The organism is Clostridioides sp. LIBA-7602 (assembly GCF_056688945.1).
Map to the genome: position 1 here is coordinate 788,248 of NZ_CP196991.1, position 17,472 is coordinate 805,719.

At 29.2% G+C, this 17,472-nt stretch carries 13 protein-coding genes and 1 other annotated feature; of the genes, 9 read left to right on the forward strand and 4 right to left on the reverse strand.

The features are described from left to right. Positions 1-50: 50 nt before the first annotated feature. Together ACTG45_RS03975 and ACTG45_RS03980 are read right to left on the reverse strand one after the other, a co-directional pair. Positions 51-668: a DUF998 domain-containing protein gene (locus tag ACTG45_RS03975; RefSeq protein ID WP_479919882.1), complete on the reverse strand. Its 618-nt coding sequence runs from the start codon at positions 666-668 to the stop codon at positions 51-53. Further along, the gene (locus ACTG45_RS03980) at positions 655-888 is read right to left on the reverse strand and encodes an AbrB/MazE/SpoVT family DNA-binding domain-containing protein (protein ID WP_479920280.1); all 234 of its coding nucleotides are present in this window, start codon (positions 886-888) and stop codon (positions 655-657) included. Before ACTG45_RS03980 ends, ACTG45_RS03975 begins: the two co-directional genes overlap by 14 nt. Before the next feature lie 577 nt (positions 889-1,465). On the opposite strand from ACTG45_RS03980, the gene ACTG45_RS03985 reads away from it, so the two are divergent. After that, the gene (locus ACTG45_RS03985) at positions 1,466-2,245 is read left to right on the forward strand and encodes an SDR family NAD(P)-dependent oxidoreductase (RefSeq protein WP_479919883.1); all 780 of its coding nucleotides are present in this window, start codon (positions 1,466-1,468) and stop codon (positions 2,243-2,245) included. Between the two features lie 140 nt (positions 2,246-2,385). Here ACTG45_RS03985 and ACTG45_RS03990 read toward each other — a convergent pair whose 3' ends face one another. Continuing rightward, positions 2,386-3,204, reverse strand: coding sequence for a MerR family transcriptional regulator (locus ACTG45_RS03990; protein ID WP_479919884.1), 819 nt, complete (start codon positions 3,202-3,204; stop codon positions 2,386-2,388). Positions 3,205-3,815: 611 nt separating this feature from the next. After that, positions 3,816-5,558 carry a gluzincin family metallopeptidase gene (locus ACTG45_RS03995; protein WP_479919885.1) on the reverse strand — a complete coding sequence of 581 codons (1,743 nt, stop codon included), beginning with the start codon at positions 5,556-5,558 and terminating at the stop codon, positions 3,816-3,818. Positions 5,559-5,986: 428 nt separating this feature from the next. Here ACTG45_RS03995 and ACTG45_RS04000 point away from each other — a divergent pair, with 428 nt between their 5' ends. The 8 genes from ACTG45_RS04000 to ACTG45_RS04035 all read left to right on the forward strand — a co-directional run bounded on the left by ACTG45_RS04000 (position 5,987) and on the right by ACTG45_RS04035 (position 17,403). After that, the gene (locus ACTG45_RS04000) at positions 5,987-7,363 is read left to right on the forward strand and encodes a TrkH family potassium uptake protein (protein WP_479918211.1); all 1,377 of its coding nucleotides are present in this window, start codon (positions 5,987-5,989) and stop codon (positions 7,361-7,363) included. A gap of 259 nt (positions 7,364-7,622) precedes the next feature. Continuing rightward, on the forward strand, positions 7,623-8,294 hold the full coding sequence (locus ACTG45_RS04005; protein ID WP_021383523.1) for a potassium channel family protein: 672 nt from the start codon (positions 7,623-7,625) through the stop codon (positions 8,292-8,294). 171 nt (positions 8,295-8,465) lie between these two features. Continuing rightward, on the forward strand, positions 8,466-9,263 hold the full coding sequence (locus ACTG45_RS04010; protein ID WP_479919886.1) for a TrmH family RNA methyltransferase: 798 nt from the start codon (positions 8,466-8,468) through the stop codon (positions 9,261-9,263). Positions 9,264-9,437: 174 nt separating this feature from the next. Continuing rightward, positions 9,438-9,672: a binding site (T-box leader), on the forward strand. 49 nt (positions 9,673-9,721) lie between these two features. Further along, complete coding sequence (gene pheS / locus ACTG45_RS04015) at positions 9,722-10,741, forward strand: phenylalanine--tRNA ligase subunit alpha (protein ID WP_021383457.1); 1,020 nt, start codon at positions 9,722-9,724, stop codon at positions 10,739-10,741. Positions 10,742-10,757: 16 nt separating this feature from the next. Further along, a complete protein-coding gene (gene pheT, locus ACTG45_RS04020; protein WP_479919887.1) occupies positions 10,758-13,151 on the forward strand; it encodes a phenylalanine--tRNA ligase subunit beta in 2,394 nt (797 codons plus the stop codon). 24 nt (positions 13,152-13,175) lie between these two features. Further along, on the forward strand, positions 13,176-13,766 hold the full coding sequence (locus ACTG45_RS04025) for a cell division protein ZapA (RefSeq protein WP_021383456.1): 591 nt from the start codon (positions 13,176-13,178) through the stop codon (positions 13,764-13,766). 160 nt (positions 13,767-13,926) lie between these two features. Then, positions 13,927-14,607, forward strand: coding sequence for a YoaK family protein (locus ACTG45_RS04030; protein ID WP_044212786.1), 681 nt, complete (start codon positions 13,927-13,929; stop codon positions 14,605-14,607). A 294-nt stretch (positions 14,608-14,901) separates the two neighbouring features. Beyond that, positions 14,902-17,403, forward strand: coding sequence for a U32 family peptidase (locus tag ACTG45_RS04035; RefSeq protein WP_479919888.1), 2,502 nt, complete (start codon positions 14,902-14,904; stop codon positions 17,401-17,403). Positions 17,404-17,472: the final 69 nt, after the last annotated feature.

The following is a 17,472-nucleotide window of genomic DNA, read 5'->3' on the forward strand; positions in this document are numbered from 1 at the left end:
TTATAATTAGACGTAATATACTTACTATCCTAATTTTTACATAATATTAACTATCGAATCAATGCAAGATAGCCTAGTGGCAGATACATACATAATAGTGATAATCTTTGCCACAATCCCTCCAAAGATACAATCGTATTTTTATAACTCTGTTTATCTGCCATAATAAATAGTGTAAAGAATATGACTGCGAAAATAAAACAACAAATCGAAAAAATAGCAAATCCCATTCTTTCACTTTTAAAGGCATAAATACCTATCAAAAGTGGGGCAATAGTCAAGGTCACAAATCCAATAACAGAACCAAAGCCGTGTATCTTTTCTGAAATAGTATTGAGGCTTTTTACTTCTCCAACAGAAAATAAACCAGAAAGAATACAACCACCAACAGCATATGTAATTATCACAATAAATAATACTATCGCAATTATACTTGAAGATTTTGAAACAATCATATAAATTTTAAAATTACTTACCAAAAGGGTAATACCACAAACAACCAACCATATATTATAAACAGTATGTAATGGTGCTTTATTATTTCCTAAGACACTCATAACCTGTGTTAAATGATTATATCCCTTATAGGTTGGTGCTATAATGAATGGAATAGCTAAATCAAGTAATAAAGCAATTGGTAAGAATATCAGTAAACTATTTTTCATCATCTATTGCACCACTTAATCCACCAACCCCTTTTAAAATTTTGACAGCTAATTCTTTCATCACATCAGCTTTTACAATAGCTATTCCTTGTTCTTCGTCGCCAAGTACCAAAAGTGTATCTCCTGATTTAATATCAAAAATCTGTCTTGCTTCCTTTGGAATAACTATTTGCCCTTTTTCTCCAACTTTTACAGTTCCAAATATATGTTGCCCTTTTTTCATTTCCATACTTATTTCTCCTATCATATTTTTTGTCATAGTCATACTTTTCATACTTATATGTAAAGTATGACTATGATAACAAGAGTTGTCAAGTTTTCATTGAGAATAGTATATAAATACATTCATTCATTTTATCTACTAAGAGTATCGTTATATATTTGTTGACTTATCTGAATATATAATGTTAATGGTATTAACTTAAAATGGGAAAAGGATGAAAATATATTAAGACTATATAGAAACAAATTATACTTCAAAAGTGAAAATAAAGAATTAAGCCCTTTTAAACCTGCTTCTGGTCTTGTTGTTAAATCAACAGATTCAGACATTTCTCAGATAAAATCTACCTACAGAGAAAAATGGGTGAACATTGGCTCTGAGCTTATTGGAAAAGAAACTGTATATTATTATAAATACACTTCTTAAAATATGTTGTAAATAGCATAAAGAAATGAATCCTTATAGTGGGATTCATTTCTTTACTAAAATACATATGAATATCATTCTTGAATAGAGTAAGTTTAATTTGCAAAATATAAGTCTAAACATATAAACTTAATGACAAAGGAGACAAATTATGAGTCATAAGAACATCGCAATTGTAACTGGTGCGAATAGTGGTTTTGGCAAAGAGTTTCTTAAATTATTAGTGAATGAAGAGGAAATAACAGAAATATGGGCAATTGCAAGAAACAAAGAGCGATTAAATCAATTAATAGATGAATTTGGAAGTAAGGTAAAAATTTTTTCAAAAGATTTATCTAAACTAGAAGAAGTGAAAAAAATTGGTACATTTTTAAATAAAGAAGACATATGCATAAAATACCTTGTAAATAATGCAGGTTTTGCAAAATTCTGTTCATACAATGATTTGAGCATAGATGAATCTGTTAATATGATTGATTTAAACATTACAGCTGTTGTGGCAATGGGTCTTATATGTATCCCATATATGAAAAAGGGTAGTCATATCATAAATGTTTCTTCTCAAACATCATTTCAACCATTACCATATCAAAACATTTATAGTTCAACTAAAGCATTTGTAAGAAATTATACAAGGGCATTGAATGTTGAACTTAAAGATAAAGGAATAAATGCAATTGCTGTATGTCCAGGGTGGATGAGTACCAATCTATTTGAAAGAGGGATAGTTAAAGCTAAAAAAGGGACAAAAAAATTCTCAGGTATAGTAACACCAGATGTTGTTGCTGTAAAAGCTTTGAAGGATACAAAGAAAAATAAAGATATTTCTGTATATGGTATCAATACAAAGTCCAGCCATTTACTAGCAAAACTATTGCCACAAAAGATGGTGATGAAGGTTTGGTTAAAACAACAGCATATCAAGGAATAAGAAGCTTGTTTTTTGTTAATTATATATTTTTGTTAAAATTAAAAGATTATCTAGCTCTATTTAGCTTAAAAAAGAGTAGAGTACAAAGCGATTGTTTGTACCTTACTTTTTAAAATATTGTCCAATTATATAAGCTAAAGTTATATTTTTTTAACTGGAAAGCATACCTCTGTTACCCAATTATCAGGATTATTATCATTACCAGGTCCTATATGATAAATATTAAACATAGAGCCATCCATCTCATAATTATTGTCTGATATCCAATTACCAATAGCCTCGGAAGTATCTATAAGTTGATTGAAGTTTCCTTTGACTATGGCAGTTGCCGCAGTCACGCTTGGTACAGTCTTAAATCTAACATGCTCAGTGTCTTTATACTTTCCAGATACAGCAACTTGTACTTCAACATCGACATAATCTTCCTGATATCCTGTATCATAAAAGACAGCTCTAGAATGATTAGGAGATTCAATTTGAATATTTTGCTCTTTTGTCTCTGAGAATGATTGATGCCATAAGAGTCCTTCATCTTTGTAAGTTGATATTATTTTTCTAAGTGTCATCATATATTTTGGTGAAAAGTTCTTTATAGTTACATCATAACTGTTCATACTATCATTTCCTTCAATTCTTTTAATAGTAGTTTCTATTTTAAGTATCTTTTTCTGTATATCTTCTAATTGTTCTTTCACTTGTGAGTGATGGATATTTAGATATTTTATTAGGCTTTTTTTATCGTTGTATTCTGTTAAAATTTCTTTTATAGAATACAAGCTAAAACCCATATCTTTTAGTGCGTGGATTCTATTTGCAGTTGAAAGCTGGTCTGCACTATAGTATCTATATCCATTAGCTTTATTTGTATGACTTGGTGTCAAAAGTCCAATTTCATCATAATGACGTAGCATACGAATACTAATTTTACTTAGTTTTGAGAAGTCTCCTATCTTAAACATGTCTAAGCCTCCTTTTATAAAGGTGTTTTTGTCTTACTATTAATATAAACCATGTCATAATGTTAGAGTCAACTAAAATCATGTTGACATATCTTAAAAAATACTATACTGAACATGTTCAGAATTAAAAATGATACATGTATTGGAGGTATATGCTGGAGGCTGTTATCAAAAGTAATGATAAAGATGCAAGAGAACGCATAATTGAAGTTACATTGAATATTTTGGATGAGGTAGATGATATTGAGAAGGTTACAGTTTGACAAATTGTTGAGCGTGCAAATGTCGGGGTTGGTCTAATAAATTATCATTTTAAAACTAAGGACAATTTTACAGGTGTATTTTTAGTGATTTCAATAGTTCTTTTAATTATGTATGCAAAAAAATAATAGTATCATTAAAAATAAATAATACAATCAATCATTATTAATAGATAAAACGTCAGAAATTCTAAAGACTAGAGCTTTTAGAATTTCTGATGCTTTATTAGCGTATTTTATTAAACAGTAATTATGTGGTTAGTATTAATTATTAAATAGTAATTGTGTAGTTAGTATTAATGAGTATCAAAATTAGTATTATATTTAGTGTTGTAAATTTAGTACCATAGATTAAGACGCATTTTTTAGTTCAAGTGGATTATCTATGCCAAAATAATCATATAAAGCAGAACTTATTTCTTCTAAATTTCCATTTTGGAATGGTAATTGTAAATTTACCTTTTCTACTACATCTTTAAATCCAGCATCTGTATTTTGATTTAAAAAATCCATGTACACATCAACTGCTTTTCTATAATCATCTTGTGACAATTGCCATATCTGAAGTGATATATCAGATGCAAGACCATAGCTCAGGTAGTAAAATGGAACTTGGAAGTTGTGAGATACAAGTATCCAAAAAGGAGCATTCCTTTCTTTAAGTACATTGTTGGATACTCCATATTCTTCTTCTAAGTCAAAAAATAACTTATTTATATCATTTAAGCTCATGTATGGGTTTTTGTATATAATCTCTTGAAATTCATCATAAAGGCAAGCATCAATAATAGTGTTTAGAACAATTGATAAGTGTTCTTTTTTTATAGCCTCAGATTTTTCACCAAAAAAATCATCAAAATACTTGTAAAATAAAATTTCTAAAGATGTTGAATGAACTTCGCATATATCTATACTTGGCTGTATCTTGTTATTAAGGTTAATACTGTTGTAGTAATTATAAAAATGACCAAACTCATGAGCAAAACTAGTGACACCTAAAAAAGAATTGTCCCATGTATTAAATAAAAAAGGTGCTTTATACTTAGTTATATAAGTAGTGTATCCTCCAGGAGATTTATTCTTTCCAGAAGAATAATCATACAAGTCATATTTTTTCATATAGCTGAAACCATCTTTTAATTTTGGTGATATATCTTCAAGTATCTTGTCAAATTTCCTAAATGAACGATTTTTATATACTTTAGTGTAGATAGAAGGATCAGAAGGTCTTGATGAAATCTCTCTATATAATGGAACTATGTACTCTTTTACATCTTTTCTGAAATTTTTCGCTTCTTCCTGAGAGTAGTCTTTATTTAAGTTCATGTAAGCATAATCTATATAATTTTTAAATCCTAGTTTACTTGCTATTTCAGTTCTTGTCTGGATAAGTTCTAAATAAATATTGCCAAATATAGGGTTGTATTTTTTTAAGTAATCTGAATAAATCTTTACATATTCTTCTGGGTTAAGGTTTGGTGTTGATAAGGCTTCTTCAAAATCTGTCTCTATACCATCTATTGGTACTGTTGACTTAGATAGCAAGTCTTCATATTTTACAACTAGGTCTTGTTCTTTTTTAAGCAGACTTTCAACTTCTTTAGAATTAAGTTTTCCAATATTTTTTAGATAATTGAACGTATCTTTCCCAAGTTCTTTTTCTAGTTCTTTAGAAAACTTAGAAGTTACAAATATATCTTGAAAATCTTTGTACGCCATGTCAACATCTACTGATTTACTCATAAGATATTTATATTCTTTAGAGTAAAATTCATCTGATGAGTCTATATTATTTCTGATTTTTGCTATAGTAAGTGTACTGTAAAAATCCTGATAAATCTTATCAACATCGTTAAATAAATTTAATTGTTCTTTAGCAGTTTTAGATGTTAAAAGTTTGTCGTTATATGTGTTAATATTTTCGCAAATTGATTTTATATCTGGACGCTTATATTCCATTTTTTCAAAGGGAATAGTTCCTCTAACTGAATCTTTTTTTGAGTTATTAGTATAATTTCTTATGTATGATGCAAATATAATAAAAACTGCAATTAAAATTAGGGAAACAAGTATTTTTTTCTTGGATTTAACCATAAAAATCCTCCAATCATGGATATAGTTATTAATTATTTTACTATATTAAATATAAAAAATGCATGTTAAGAAAATTTAACATAAAAATATATACAAGATTATAGATAATATAAAAAATTTAACTTCAAAAAAGTATATGAAATTTACACTGATAAAATGATAAATAAATTTTAAGTACAAAAAAGTAAAAGCTATGATAGTTTTAGACCTCTTACATGTAAAAAATATAGATGTTTTTGGTATAATTTAAATTAAAAGATATATATAAAAATTTGCAATATTCTAAACGGAAATTATAAAAATTCATATCATTGTCTTTATACAATATTTATACTATAATAGAATAATAATTTAGAGGAAAGCTCTAAAAATAAACAAATTAAGGGTCTTAACAGTAGTGATTTTATGTTAAGGAGGTATAAAGAAAGTTGAAAACAATAGTTAGAAGACTTATTCTCTACGCAGATGGAATGCGACCTACTCAAATAATGGTATCTGGGTTTGCTGCTATTATTGTAATTGGAGCATTGTTGTTGACACTCCCGATAGCGTCACAGAGTAGAGAAAGTATAGGGTTATTGAATGCTCTATTTACGGCTACCTCAGCGGTTTGTGTCACTGGTCTAGTTATGGTAGATACAGCAACTTATTGGAGTTTATTTGGACAGATAGTTATAATAACATTGATACAAATTGGTGGACTTGGATTTATGACCGTAGCCACAATGTTTTCACTTATGGCACGAAAAAAAATACAATTAAGAGAAAGGTTATTAATACAAGAATCGTTAAATCAAGCTGATTTGTCGGGTCTTGTAAAACTTACAAGATTTGTATTAATAATAACTATAACAATAGAAGGAATAGGAGCATTGATTTTGTCAACTGTCTTTATTCCGCAATTTGGTTTATCTAGAGGTATATGGTATAGTGTATTTCACGCAATATCAGCGTTTTGTAATGCCGGATTTGATTTGATGGGAAGTGTAAGCGGACCATTTACATCGCTAAATTCTTATGTAAATAACTTTACAGTATCAATGACTATTTCTTCACTTATAGTGCTTGGAGGGCTAGGATTCCCAGTTGTACTTGATATTGTAAGAAAAAGAAGATTATCAAAATTAAATGTGCATTCTAAAGTTGTCTTATTTTCAACTGCGACACTTATTATAGTCGGTGCATTATTTATTTTTCTTATAGAATTTAATCAAAAAGCTACTATGGCGGACTTGCCTTTAAAAGGAAAAGTATTGTCAGCAATATTTCAATCAGTAACGGCAAGAACCGCTGGTTTTAATACACTTGATTTAGCTACTTTACAAGAAAGTAGTATATTTATAATGATAATTTTGATGTTTATTGGAGCATCACCTGCATCTACTGGTGGAGGTATAAAAACTACGACACTGGCTGTTTTAATAATTACTGTTAGAAGCTTTATATCAGGAAAATCAGATATAGAAGCTTTTGAAAGAAGATTAGCTCCAGCAACTATAAAAAAATCGCTAGGTATATTTGTAATTAGTATATCAGCAGTTATTTTTGGAACTTTGATTATTTCAATAACTCAGCCTAATTTTACACTAGTTCAATCTGCATTTGAGGTTACATCAGCACTTGCTACAGTTGGTTCAAGTTTAGCTGGAAGTCCAAACCTAAATGCTTTAGGAAAGATAATAATTATAATCTTTATGTTTATGGGTAGAGTTGGTTCTCTTACTTTATTTATGGCGATACTTTCTGGAGGTAGAAGAAAGAGTCAACCAGTTAGATATGCAGAAGGCAAGATTATGGTTGGTTAAGATATAAATTAGTAGTATAAATTTATTAATGATGTATAGAAACTAGTACTACAAATTTATTAATAAAGTAGATGAACTTAGGTATAATCATATGAACAAATAAATTTGATTAATAAATAAAATATAAATAAAAATGGTAAGTAAAAATTAAACTAATCTATGTATATATATAAATCATATATTATATATAAAATTTATATGTATAAAAATTAATTTAAAAGATATTATACAAATCGTGTATTAGGGAGGAAGTTTCGAGATGAAGCAATATATAGTCATTGGGTGTGGGAGATTTGGAAGTTCCGTTGCATCTACTATGCATCTTTTAGGACATCAAGTAATGGCAATAGACAAAAACGAAGATTCAGTTCAAAGTGTATCTGATAAGGTAACTCACTCACTTATAGTAGATGTTACTGATGAACAAGCATTAAGATCACTAGGCTTAGGTAACTTTGATGTGGCAGTAGTTGCAATAGGTTCTGATATAAGAGCATCTATAATGGCGACTCTTATAGCTAAAGAAATGGGTGTAGAGTTGATAATATGTAAGGCAAAGGATGAACTGCAAGCTAAAGTACTTTATAAAATTGGTGCAGACAGAGTTGTATTCCCAGAAAGAGATATGGGAGTAAGAGTTGCACACAATTTAGTTTCTGATAACATATTAGACCATATAGAGCTTGACCCAGAGTATTCAATTGTTGAAATCGTAACTCCAAATATTTGGGTTGGAAAGACTCTAGTAGAGCTTGAATTAAGAGCTAGATATGAGATAACTGTACTTGCTATAAAAACAGGTAAAAATATAAATGTTACACCTTCTCCAGACGAGGAACTTACAGCTGGAAGTATTCTAGTCATAATTGGTCAAAATACTAGTATAACAGCCATAACATCTGGAGATAAGGGGATAATTAGAAGAAGATAATTTATTATTTAATATATATTTAATTGCAATAAAAGTAGATAGTATCATATAATTATGAATAGTTATATGATACTATTTTTATTTAATCAAAAGTAGGATTTAGATAAATATGATTTTAATTAAAAGTAAGGTAAGGAGGTTATGCTAAGATAATTTTAGCATTTAGATAAAATGATTACGAATATAAGCAGTAAGGATAATGAAAAATTAAAGTATACAAAAGCACTATTGAAGTCAAAAAATAGGAATAAAGAATTAAAATTCATAATAGAAGGTTATAGAATAGTAGTACTTGCACTTGAATGTAGTGCAAATCTTGATTATGTGTTTATCAATGAGGATTTTGAAAATAAGAAGGAACATGTGGAACTATTAGAAGCTTTAGATAAAAAAAACACAAAGATATATAAGACTACTAACAAAAACTTTAAAGAACTTGTAGATACAGAAAATACTCAAGGTATAATAGGTGTGGTTTCATTTAAGGAAAAAAATTTAAAAGAAAATATAAATGCCAAAGATAAATTCGTATTGATTTTGGACAGAATACAGGACCCAGGAAATATGGGAACTATAATAAGAACTGCTGATTCTGCTGGAGTAGATGCCATAATAGCACTAAAGGGATGCGTCGATATATATAATCCAAAAGTAATTAGGTCGACTATGGGTTCTATTTTTGACATGAATATAATTAATGCTTCTCAAGATGATACTGTGGACATGCTTAAATCATTGGATTTTAATATAGTTTCAAGCTATCTAAACACAGATAATTTTTATGACAAAATAGATTATGGCTCAAAAGTTGCTTTGGTGATAGGAAATGAAGCTAATGGAATAAATGAAGAACTTGTATCAAAGTCTGATATTTTGGTTAAGATACCTATATATGGTAAAGCTGAGTCATTAAATGCTGCAATAAGCTCTGCTATACTGATGTATGAAATAAAAAAATACTTGATTTAATGTATTGTAATAAATATAATGTCATGTTATAATCTTGAATTAAATAGTAGCATATCAAAAACAGTCAATATATTTAAAAAAATAATTGAATTAATTATGTATTAGATGTATATTAAAAATAGTCACATAATTTGAATGGAAATGATATAATACTAAAATAAACAATATAATATTGTAGATGCAATGAAAGAGGAAAGTATTTTGATTAAACTTAGTAAAGAGATAAACACCTAGGCTGGGAGTGTTTTCTAAGAGGTCAGGAGAAGTTCCCTCTGGAGTAACAGAGCTGAAATTTGATAGTAGGCTTTGACGTGAAAAACGCGTTAAGTTTGTTAGAGGTGGTTTGATGATTTTTTAATTGTTAAACTACTAGGGTGGTACCGCGAAACTATAGCCTTTCGTCCCTAGACAGGGATTGAGGGGCTTTTTTTATACAAAAAAACGAAAGGGTGATATGTGTGCAAGAAAAATTACTTGCTTTACGTGAAGCAGCTTTAGCTGAAATAAAAGAGGCACAAAGCATAGAAAGTGTAGAAAGTTTAAGAGTTAAGTACTTAGGAAAAAAAGGTGAGATAACTGCCATACTTAAAGAGATGGGAAAATTATCTGCTGAAGAAAGACCAGTAGTTGGTAAGGTTGCTAATGATGTAAGAGAGAATATTGAACTTAGCATAAATTCTAAGAAAGAAGAATTAAATGCTATTGAAAAAGAAAGAAAATTAAAAGAAGAAGTAATAGATGTTACTCAACCAGGAAAAATTCTAAAGGTTGGAAAGAGACATCCAATAACTCAAATCATAGATGAAGTAACAGATATATTTATTGGAATGGGATTCTCTGTGGCAGAAGGTCCAGAAGTTGAGACTGTTGATAATAACTTTGATGCTTTAAATGCTCCTAAAGACCATCCTTCAAGAGATATGAGTGATACATTCTATATGAATGATGGTGTATTACTTAGAACTCAAACATCTCCAGTTCAAGTAAGAACTATGAGAAGCCAAGAGTTACCGATAAAAGTAATTGCACCAGGTAGATGTTTTAGGTCAGATTCGCCAGATGCAACACATTCACCAATGTTCCATCAGATAGAAGGGCTTGTTGTTGGTAAAGATGTTACTATGGCAGAATTTAAAGGAACTATGGATATCTTCGTTGAAAAATTGTTTGGTTCTGATATCAAAACGAAGTTTAGACCTCACAACTTCCCATTTACAGAGCCAAGTGCAGAAGTTGATGTTACTTGTTTCAAATGTGGTGGTAAAGGTTGCCCAATGTGTAAATATGAAGGTTGGATAGAAATATTAGGTTCAGGTATGGTTCATCCAAACGTTCTTAGAAATTGTGGAATAGACCCAGAGGTTTACAGTGGATTTGCATTTGGGGTTGGGGTTGAAAGACTTGCAATGCTTAAATATGAAATAGACGATATTAGATTATTATTCGAAAATGATATGAGATTCTTAAATCAATTTTAATTAGGAGGGTATGTAGATGTTAGTATCTTTAAAATGGCTTAGAGACTATGTTGATATAGACATGGATGTAAAAGAGTTCGCTGACAAAATGACAATGACAGGAACTAAAGTTGAAACAATAGATTATTATGGTGAAGAAATAGAAAATATATTGGTTGGAAAGATTTTAGAAATAAAACAACACCCAAATGCTGATAAGTTAGTTGTAACTAAGGTAGATATTGGAGATAAAGTTGTTCAAATAGTTACAGGAGCTACGAACATATCAGAAGGAGATTATATTCCAGTAGCTGTAAATGGTTCTAAATTACCTGGAGGAGTTGAAATCAATCAAACTGACTTCAGAGGTGAATTATCAGATGGTATGATGTGTTCAGCAGCTGAATTAGGTATAGATGAACATTACATTGAAGAGTATAAAAGAGGTGGTATATATATTTTAGACCACGAAGATTCTTATGAATTAGGAAAAGATATAAAAGATGTTTTAGGATTAAAAGATGCTTTAATAGACTTTGAATTAACTTCAAACAGACCTGACTGCAAATGTATGATAGGTATAGCTAGAGAAGCGGCTGCAACTATAGGAACAAAAGTAAAATATCCTAAAATTGAAGTAAAAGAAAGTGATGAAGAGATAGACTTCAAAGTTGAAATAGACAATCCAGACTTATGTAGAAGATATTTTGCTAGAATGGTTACTGATGTAAAAATAGAGCCTTCTCCATATTGGATGCAAAGAAGACTTACAGAAGCAGGTGTAAGACCTATAAGTAACATAGTTGATATAACAAACTTCGTAATGTTAGAGCTTGGTCAACCACTTCATGCTTTTGATATAAATCAAGTAGAGACTGGAAGAATAGTAGTAAGAACTGCTAAAGATGGAGAGAAACTTGTAACATTAGATGATGTTGAGAGAACATTAGATAAAGATATGCTAGTTATAACAAATGGAGAAAAATCACTTGGTTTAGCTGGTGTAATGGGTGGTGCTAACTCAGAAATAACTGACTATACAAAGACTGTGCTTTTTGAAAGTGCCAATTTCAAACCAGAAAACATAAGAACTACAGCTAAAAAAGTTGGAATTAGATCAGAAGCATCTTCAAGAAATGAAAAAGATTTAGACCCTAATCTTGCAGAGATAGCAGCAAATAGAGCTGTACAACTTGTTGAGATGTTAGGAGCAGGAAAAGTTTTAAAAGGTGTTGTAGATGTATACCCAAATAAACCAGAACCTAAAAAATTGGTAGTAAATCCTCAAAGAATTAACCATCTTCTAGGTGTAGATGTACCAATGGAACAGTTTGTAGGAATTTTAGAATCATTAGAATTTAAATGTAATTTAATAGCTAATGATAAACTAGAAATAGATGTACCAAGTTTTAGATCAGATATGGAGCAAGAAGCTGATGTATGGGAAGAAATAGCTAGAATCTATGGATTCGAAAACATACCTTCTGTACAATTAGAAGGAAATACAACAGCAGGAATTAAAACTTCAAAACAAAAATTCATGGATGCTTTAAAAGATAATTCAACTGCTGTAGGGTTAAACGAAATATTAACATATTCATTTGTAAGCCCTAAGGGAGTAGACAAAATAAGAGTACCAGAAGGTAATGCTAAGAGAAACTTTGTTAAATTACTTAACCCATTGGGAGAAGAAACTTCTGTAATGAGAACTACTTTAATACCAAATATGTTAGATGTTTTATCAACTAATGTATCTCATAAAATAGAAGAAGTATCTGCATTTGAGTGTGGACATATATTCATACCACAGGATTCAGAGTTGCCTAAAGAAGAAAATAGAATGTGTGTAGGTATGTATGGTAAAGATGTTGATTTCTTTGCATTAAAAGGTGCTATAGAAACAATACTTGTAAATGTAGGATTTAAAGAGTATGAAATTGAACCTCAAGATAATAATACTACCTTCCACCCTGGTAGATGTGCTAAAATAGTGTATAATAATAAATATGTAGGTACATTAGGTGAATTGCATCCAGATGTTATAGAAAATTACAATCTAGGTCAAAGAGTTTATGTCGCTGAAATAGATATTGACTTTGTATTTGATAATTCTGATAGAACAAAGAATTATGTACCATTACCAAAATATCCATCTACATCAAGAGATATAGCTCTTATTGTTAAAGAGGATGTATTTGTAAAACAAATAGAAGATATAATAAAGGAAAATGGTCAAGGATTAGTAGAAAGTTACAAGTTATTTGACGTTTACAAAGGTTCTCAAATAGAGGCTGGATACAAGTCAATTGCATATTCAATAACTTATAGAAGTAAAGATAAAACTCTAACAGACGAAGATGTAGCTAAGGTGCATGATAAGATATTAAGTGAATTAAGCGAAAAATTGAATGCTAACTTAAGATCAAATTAACAACTAATGTCGGGGGAGGTTAGGATGAACAAAGTAATGGTTAAAATCCATGGCGCTGAATATCCAATGGTTGGAGATAAGTCAGAGAAGTTTATGATTAGTATTGCTGATTTTGTTGACAAAGAAATGGATAAAATAACACGTCAAAACCCGAAATTAAGCTTATCAGTTGCTGCGATATTAACTGCATTAAATATATCAGACCTTTTATTTGAATGTTCAGATGAGAATGAGAAGTTGATTAAAGCTAATGAAGAATTGAGTAAAAAGGTTGGGTCTTCTAATGAAGAGCTTCAATTAGAAATTAAGTCTTTAAAGCTTACAATAGCAGAAAAAGAGGCAGAGAGTCGTGAAACTGAGGCTAAGATGAAAGAGTTAATTGATATTATAGAAAATAAAAAGCAAGAAATATTCGAACTTAGTAATACGACAGAAGGTTCTAGAGCTGAGTTAGATGCTTATAAAAGCAAGATTGAGGAATTAAGTGCTCAACTTGAAGAGGCAAATGAAAGAGCTACGATAGCCGAGAATTTGGCTTCAGAGTTTCAAAACAAAGCTTATGATTTACAGCTAAAATGTACAGGGTTAAATAATGATGAAAAAAATGTGAAATAAAATTAGAAGATTTGCTGTCTCTATTGTTTTTTGAGACAGCTTCTTTTAATGTATAAATACAAATATGTGTAAATATAAAAGTTTTTTAATATTAATAAAAAATAGTATCTAAAATAATTTTGATTTGGTATCTATCATTAGAAAGTGAGATGTTTTATATATGACAAACCAGAGTCAGATGTCTGAATCATTCTTCTTATGCTCTTTATTGGCAATAACAGGAGGATTTTTAGATATTTATACTTATGTAGTAAGAGGTAAGGTCTTTGCTAATGCACAGACTGGAAACATAGTTTTATTAGGGCTTAATATAGCAGAAGGGAACATAAAAAAATCTTTTTATTACTTGATTCCTATTTTGGCATTTATGTTAGGTGTCTTTATAGCAGAGAAGATAAGAAAGTACTTCAAAAATAATTCTAAGATTCATTGGCGTCAAATTATCATTATAATCGAAATGATTACTATACTTGTTGTTTCTTTTGTACCTAGAGGACAATTTAATATGTTTGTAAATGTTGCTATCTCTTTTATTTGTTCAATGCAAGTAGAGAGTTTTAGAAAGGTAAATGGAAATAGCTTTGCAACGACAATGTGTACTGGAAACTTAAGAAGCGCCACAGAAACATTATTTCATTATATACAGACTAAGAATATTTTTATGATAAAAAAGAGTTTGCAGTATTATGCTATTATAGTATTCTTTATATCTGGGGCTATTTTAGGAACATTTTTTACAAAGATTTTTGTGGAAAAGTCAATCTTAGTATGTTTCTTTATTTTGGCAGTAGTCTTTGGAGTTATGTTTATCAATAAGGATGATTCATTTAATGAAAACTAACTTAGTATAAATTGATAAAAAATGAGTTATTATTTGATATACTTTATACAGTAAATAGTGTATAAATTGTTTGAGACATATCAAGTTAAATATAGTAAGTAGCGTATAAATTGTTTGAGATATCTTAAATATAATAAGTAGTAAATAAGTTATTTTAAATACATTAAATATAATAAATAAGGTATAAATTATTTGATGTATTTTAGATATAGTAAATAGTGTATAAATTTAATGTAAATATTTATGTTATAGATAATTATATTAACCTAATAAGTATAAATAGAGGAGAAAAATATGAAAAAAATAGAATTACTTGCACCAGTTGGCTCTTTTGATTCATTAAAAGCAGCAGTACAAAATGGAGCAAATGCTGTGTATTTAGGTGGTAAAGACTTTAGTGCAAGAGCATCTGCAAATAACTTTGATAGAAATGAGCTAATTGATGCTGTTAAATACTCTCATATAAGAGGAGTGCAAGTCTTTGTTACTGTGAATACATTGATAAAACAATATGAGATAGAAGATTTTGTAGAGTATGTAAAATTTTTATATGATATAGATATAGATGCTTTAATAGTACAAGATATAGGAATGGCAAGGCTTATAAAAAAACTATTGCCTGATTTTGAACTACATGCAAGTACTCAAATGGTAGCTCATTCGTTAGAAGATGTTAAATATCTTCAAAGTATTGGGTTTGATAGAGTTGTTTTGGCAAGAGAATTAAATGTCGATGAGATAAAATGGATTTGTGAAAATACAACTGTAGATATAGAAGTTTTTGTACATGGGGCTTTATGTGTGTGTTACTCAGGTCAGTGCCTTATGAGTAGTATGATAGGAAATAGGTCTGGAAACAGAGGTAGATGTGCACAACCATGTAGACAAAAATATGAGTTGATAGATATAAATACAGGTGAAGTAGTAAAGAGCGATGGAGATTATTTGTTGAGTCCTAGGGATTTAAGCACTATAGAAGATTTAGACAAAATAATTGAAGCAGGTGTATTATCTTTAAAAATAGAAGGAAGAATGAAAAAGCCAGAATATGTAGCTACTGTAGTTTCAGGATATAGAGAAGCAATTAATGAATTTGTAGATAAGAATAAAATAAGTATTTCTGAGGAAATAATAAATAATTTGTACACTATATTCAATAGAAAGTTTACAAAAGGATATATATTAGGTGAAGTTGGTAAGGATATAATGAACTCAAATAGACCTAATAATCAAGGTCTCTATGTTGGAAAAGTTTTAGATTATAATAGAAAAAGCAAAAGACTTAGAGTTATGTTAGAAAATACCCTTAAAAAAGGTGATGGAATTAACCTAGGTGGAGGCACTATTGGAAGGATAATAAAAGATGGAGAGATAACTACAATAGCACATAAAGGGTACTTAATAGAATTGGATTTTGTTGGAGAAGCAAAGAGAAATCAGCTTATATTTAAGACCTCAGATAGTGAGTTGATGGATAGAGTACAAGCTACATTCCAGCAAGATAAAGAGTTAATAAAAACTAATATAAAAGCAAAAGTAAGTATTAAATTAGGTAAAAAACCAGTACTTTCTATGAGTGATTTTTGTGGGAATAAATCGGTTGTAGAGGGAGAAAAGGTAGTTGAAAAAGCTATAAAAGTAGCTTTAAGTAAAGAAAAAATAGAGACACAAATTCAAAAGCTTGGAAATACACCTTATACACTAAAAGGTATAGAAATTGATTTGGATGAAGGTGTAAGTATGCCTATAAGTATGCTAAATCAAATGAGAAGAGATTGTATTGAGCTTTTAGATAAAGAAAGAATAAAGATAAAAGATAGAAAATTTAAGAATAATAGATTAAAATACCAGCCAAATAGAGTAAGTAAACAGAAAAAACTTAATACAGTCCCTAAAATTAGAGTTAAAGTCAAAAACTTAGAGCAATTAGAAGCTGTATTAAAATATAATGTAGATTTAATTTATTATGAAGATATAAATACACTATCAAAAGCTCTAGAAATGGTATCAAATATTTCTAAAGAATCAATAGTTTCAAATGTAAATAACATAAATACTTCTGATGAAAAGAGTTTTAATGCTGAAAATAGTGAAAGCAGATTGATATATTCAGTACCAAGAATTATTAGAAATAAAGAATATAAACAATTTGAATTATTAGATAACATAAAAGGTGTCAATAAGATTCAAATTGGTAACTGGGGTTCTATGGAATATTTTAAAGGAAAGGACATGAATATAGATTGCTATTTAAATGCATTTAACAGTGAAAGTATAAATCACTTTAAAGATGAGGGAGCTAGTACAGTTTGTTTATCACAAGAATTAAATCTAAATGAAATTAAACAAACTTTAAAATATACAGATGTAGAAATCGAAGCAGTAATATATGGATATACTCCTATGATGATTACAGAATACTGTCCTATGGGAGTTGTTGTTAGGGATTGTAAAAAGGATAAGAGAGTTGCTAAATGTAAAGAAAGCAGTTATGCTTTAAGAGATTTTACAGATGCAAGTTATAGGATAACACAAGATATATTCTGTAGAAGCACGATTTACAACTCAAAGGTTACTTGTATGTTAGATAATCTATATGAGTTAGATGAAATTGGAATAGATGTGTTTAGAATAGATTTTACAGTGGAAAATGGCGAAATGGTTAAAAAGATTATAGATGCTCATATTGAGGTTTTGAGTAATGATTATAAGCTTGGAGAAAAGGCTACTAACCTATATAAGCAGTTGGATAAAGTTGGAACAGTTGCAGGACACTACTATAAAGGTGTAGAATAAATATAATATGAAAAATATACATAAATATATAAATAAACTTGGATTTATGTGTATTAATATACAAAAATA

Coding starts and splice junctions, on each gene's coding strand:
- ACTG45_RS03975 (WP_479919882.1), bottom strand. CDS start 668: ATGATGAAAAATAGTTTACTGATATTCTTACCAATTGCTTTATTACTT.
- ACTG45_RS03980 (WP_479920280.1), bottom strand. CDS start 888: ATGAAAAAAGGGCAACATATATTTGGAACTGTAAAAGTTGGAGAAAAA.
- ACTG45_RS03985 (WP_479919883.1), top strand. CDS start 1,466: ATGAGTCATAAGAACATCGCAATTGTAACTGGTGCGAATAGTGGTTTT.
- ACTG45_RS03990 (WP_479919884.1), bottom strand. CDS start 3,204: ATGTTTAAGATAGGAGACTTCTCAAAACTAAGTAAAATTAGTATTCGT.
- ACTG45_RS03995 (WP_479919885.1), bottom strand. CDS start 5,558: ATGGTTAAATCCAAGAAAAAAATACTTGTTTCCCTAATTTTAATTGCA.
- ACTG45_RS04005 (WP_021383523.1), top strand. CDS start 7,623: ATGAAGCAATATATAGTCATTGGGTGTGGGAGATTTGGAAGTTCCGTT.
- ACTG45_RS04010 (WP_479919886.1), top strand. CDS start 8,466: ATGATTACGAATATAAGCAGTAAGGATAATGAAAAATTAAAGTATACA.
- pheT (WP_479919887.1), top strand. CDS start 10,758: ATGTTAGTATCTTTAAAATGGCTTAGAGACTATGTTGATATAGACATG.
- ACTG45_RS04025 (WP_021383456.1), top strand. CDS start 13,176: ATGAACAAAGTAATGGTTAAAATCCATGGCGCTGAATATCCAATGGTT.
- ACTG45_RS04030 (WP_044212786.1), top strand. CDS start 13,927: ATGACAAACCAGAGTCAGATGTCTGAATCATTCTTCTTATGCTCTTTA.
- ACTG45_RS04035 (WP_479919888.1), top strand. CDS start 14,902: ATGAAAAAAATAGAATTACTTGCACCAGTTGGCTCTTTTGATTCATTA.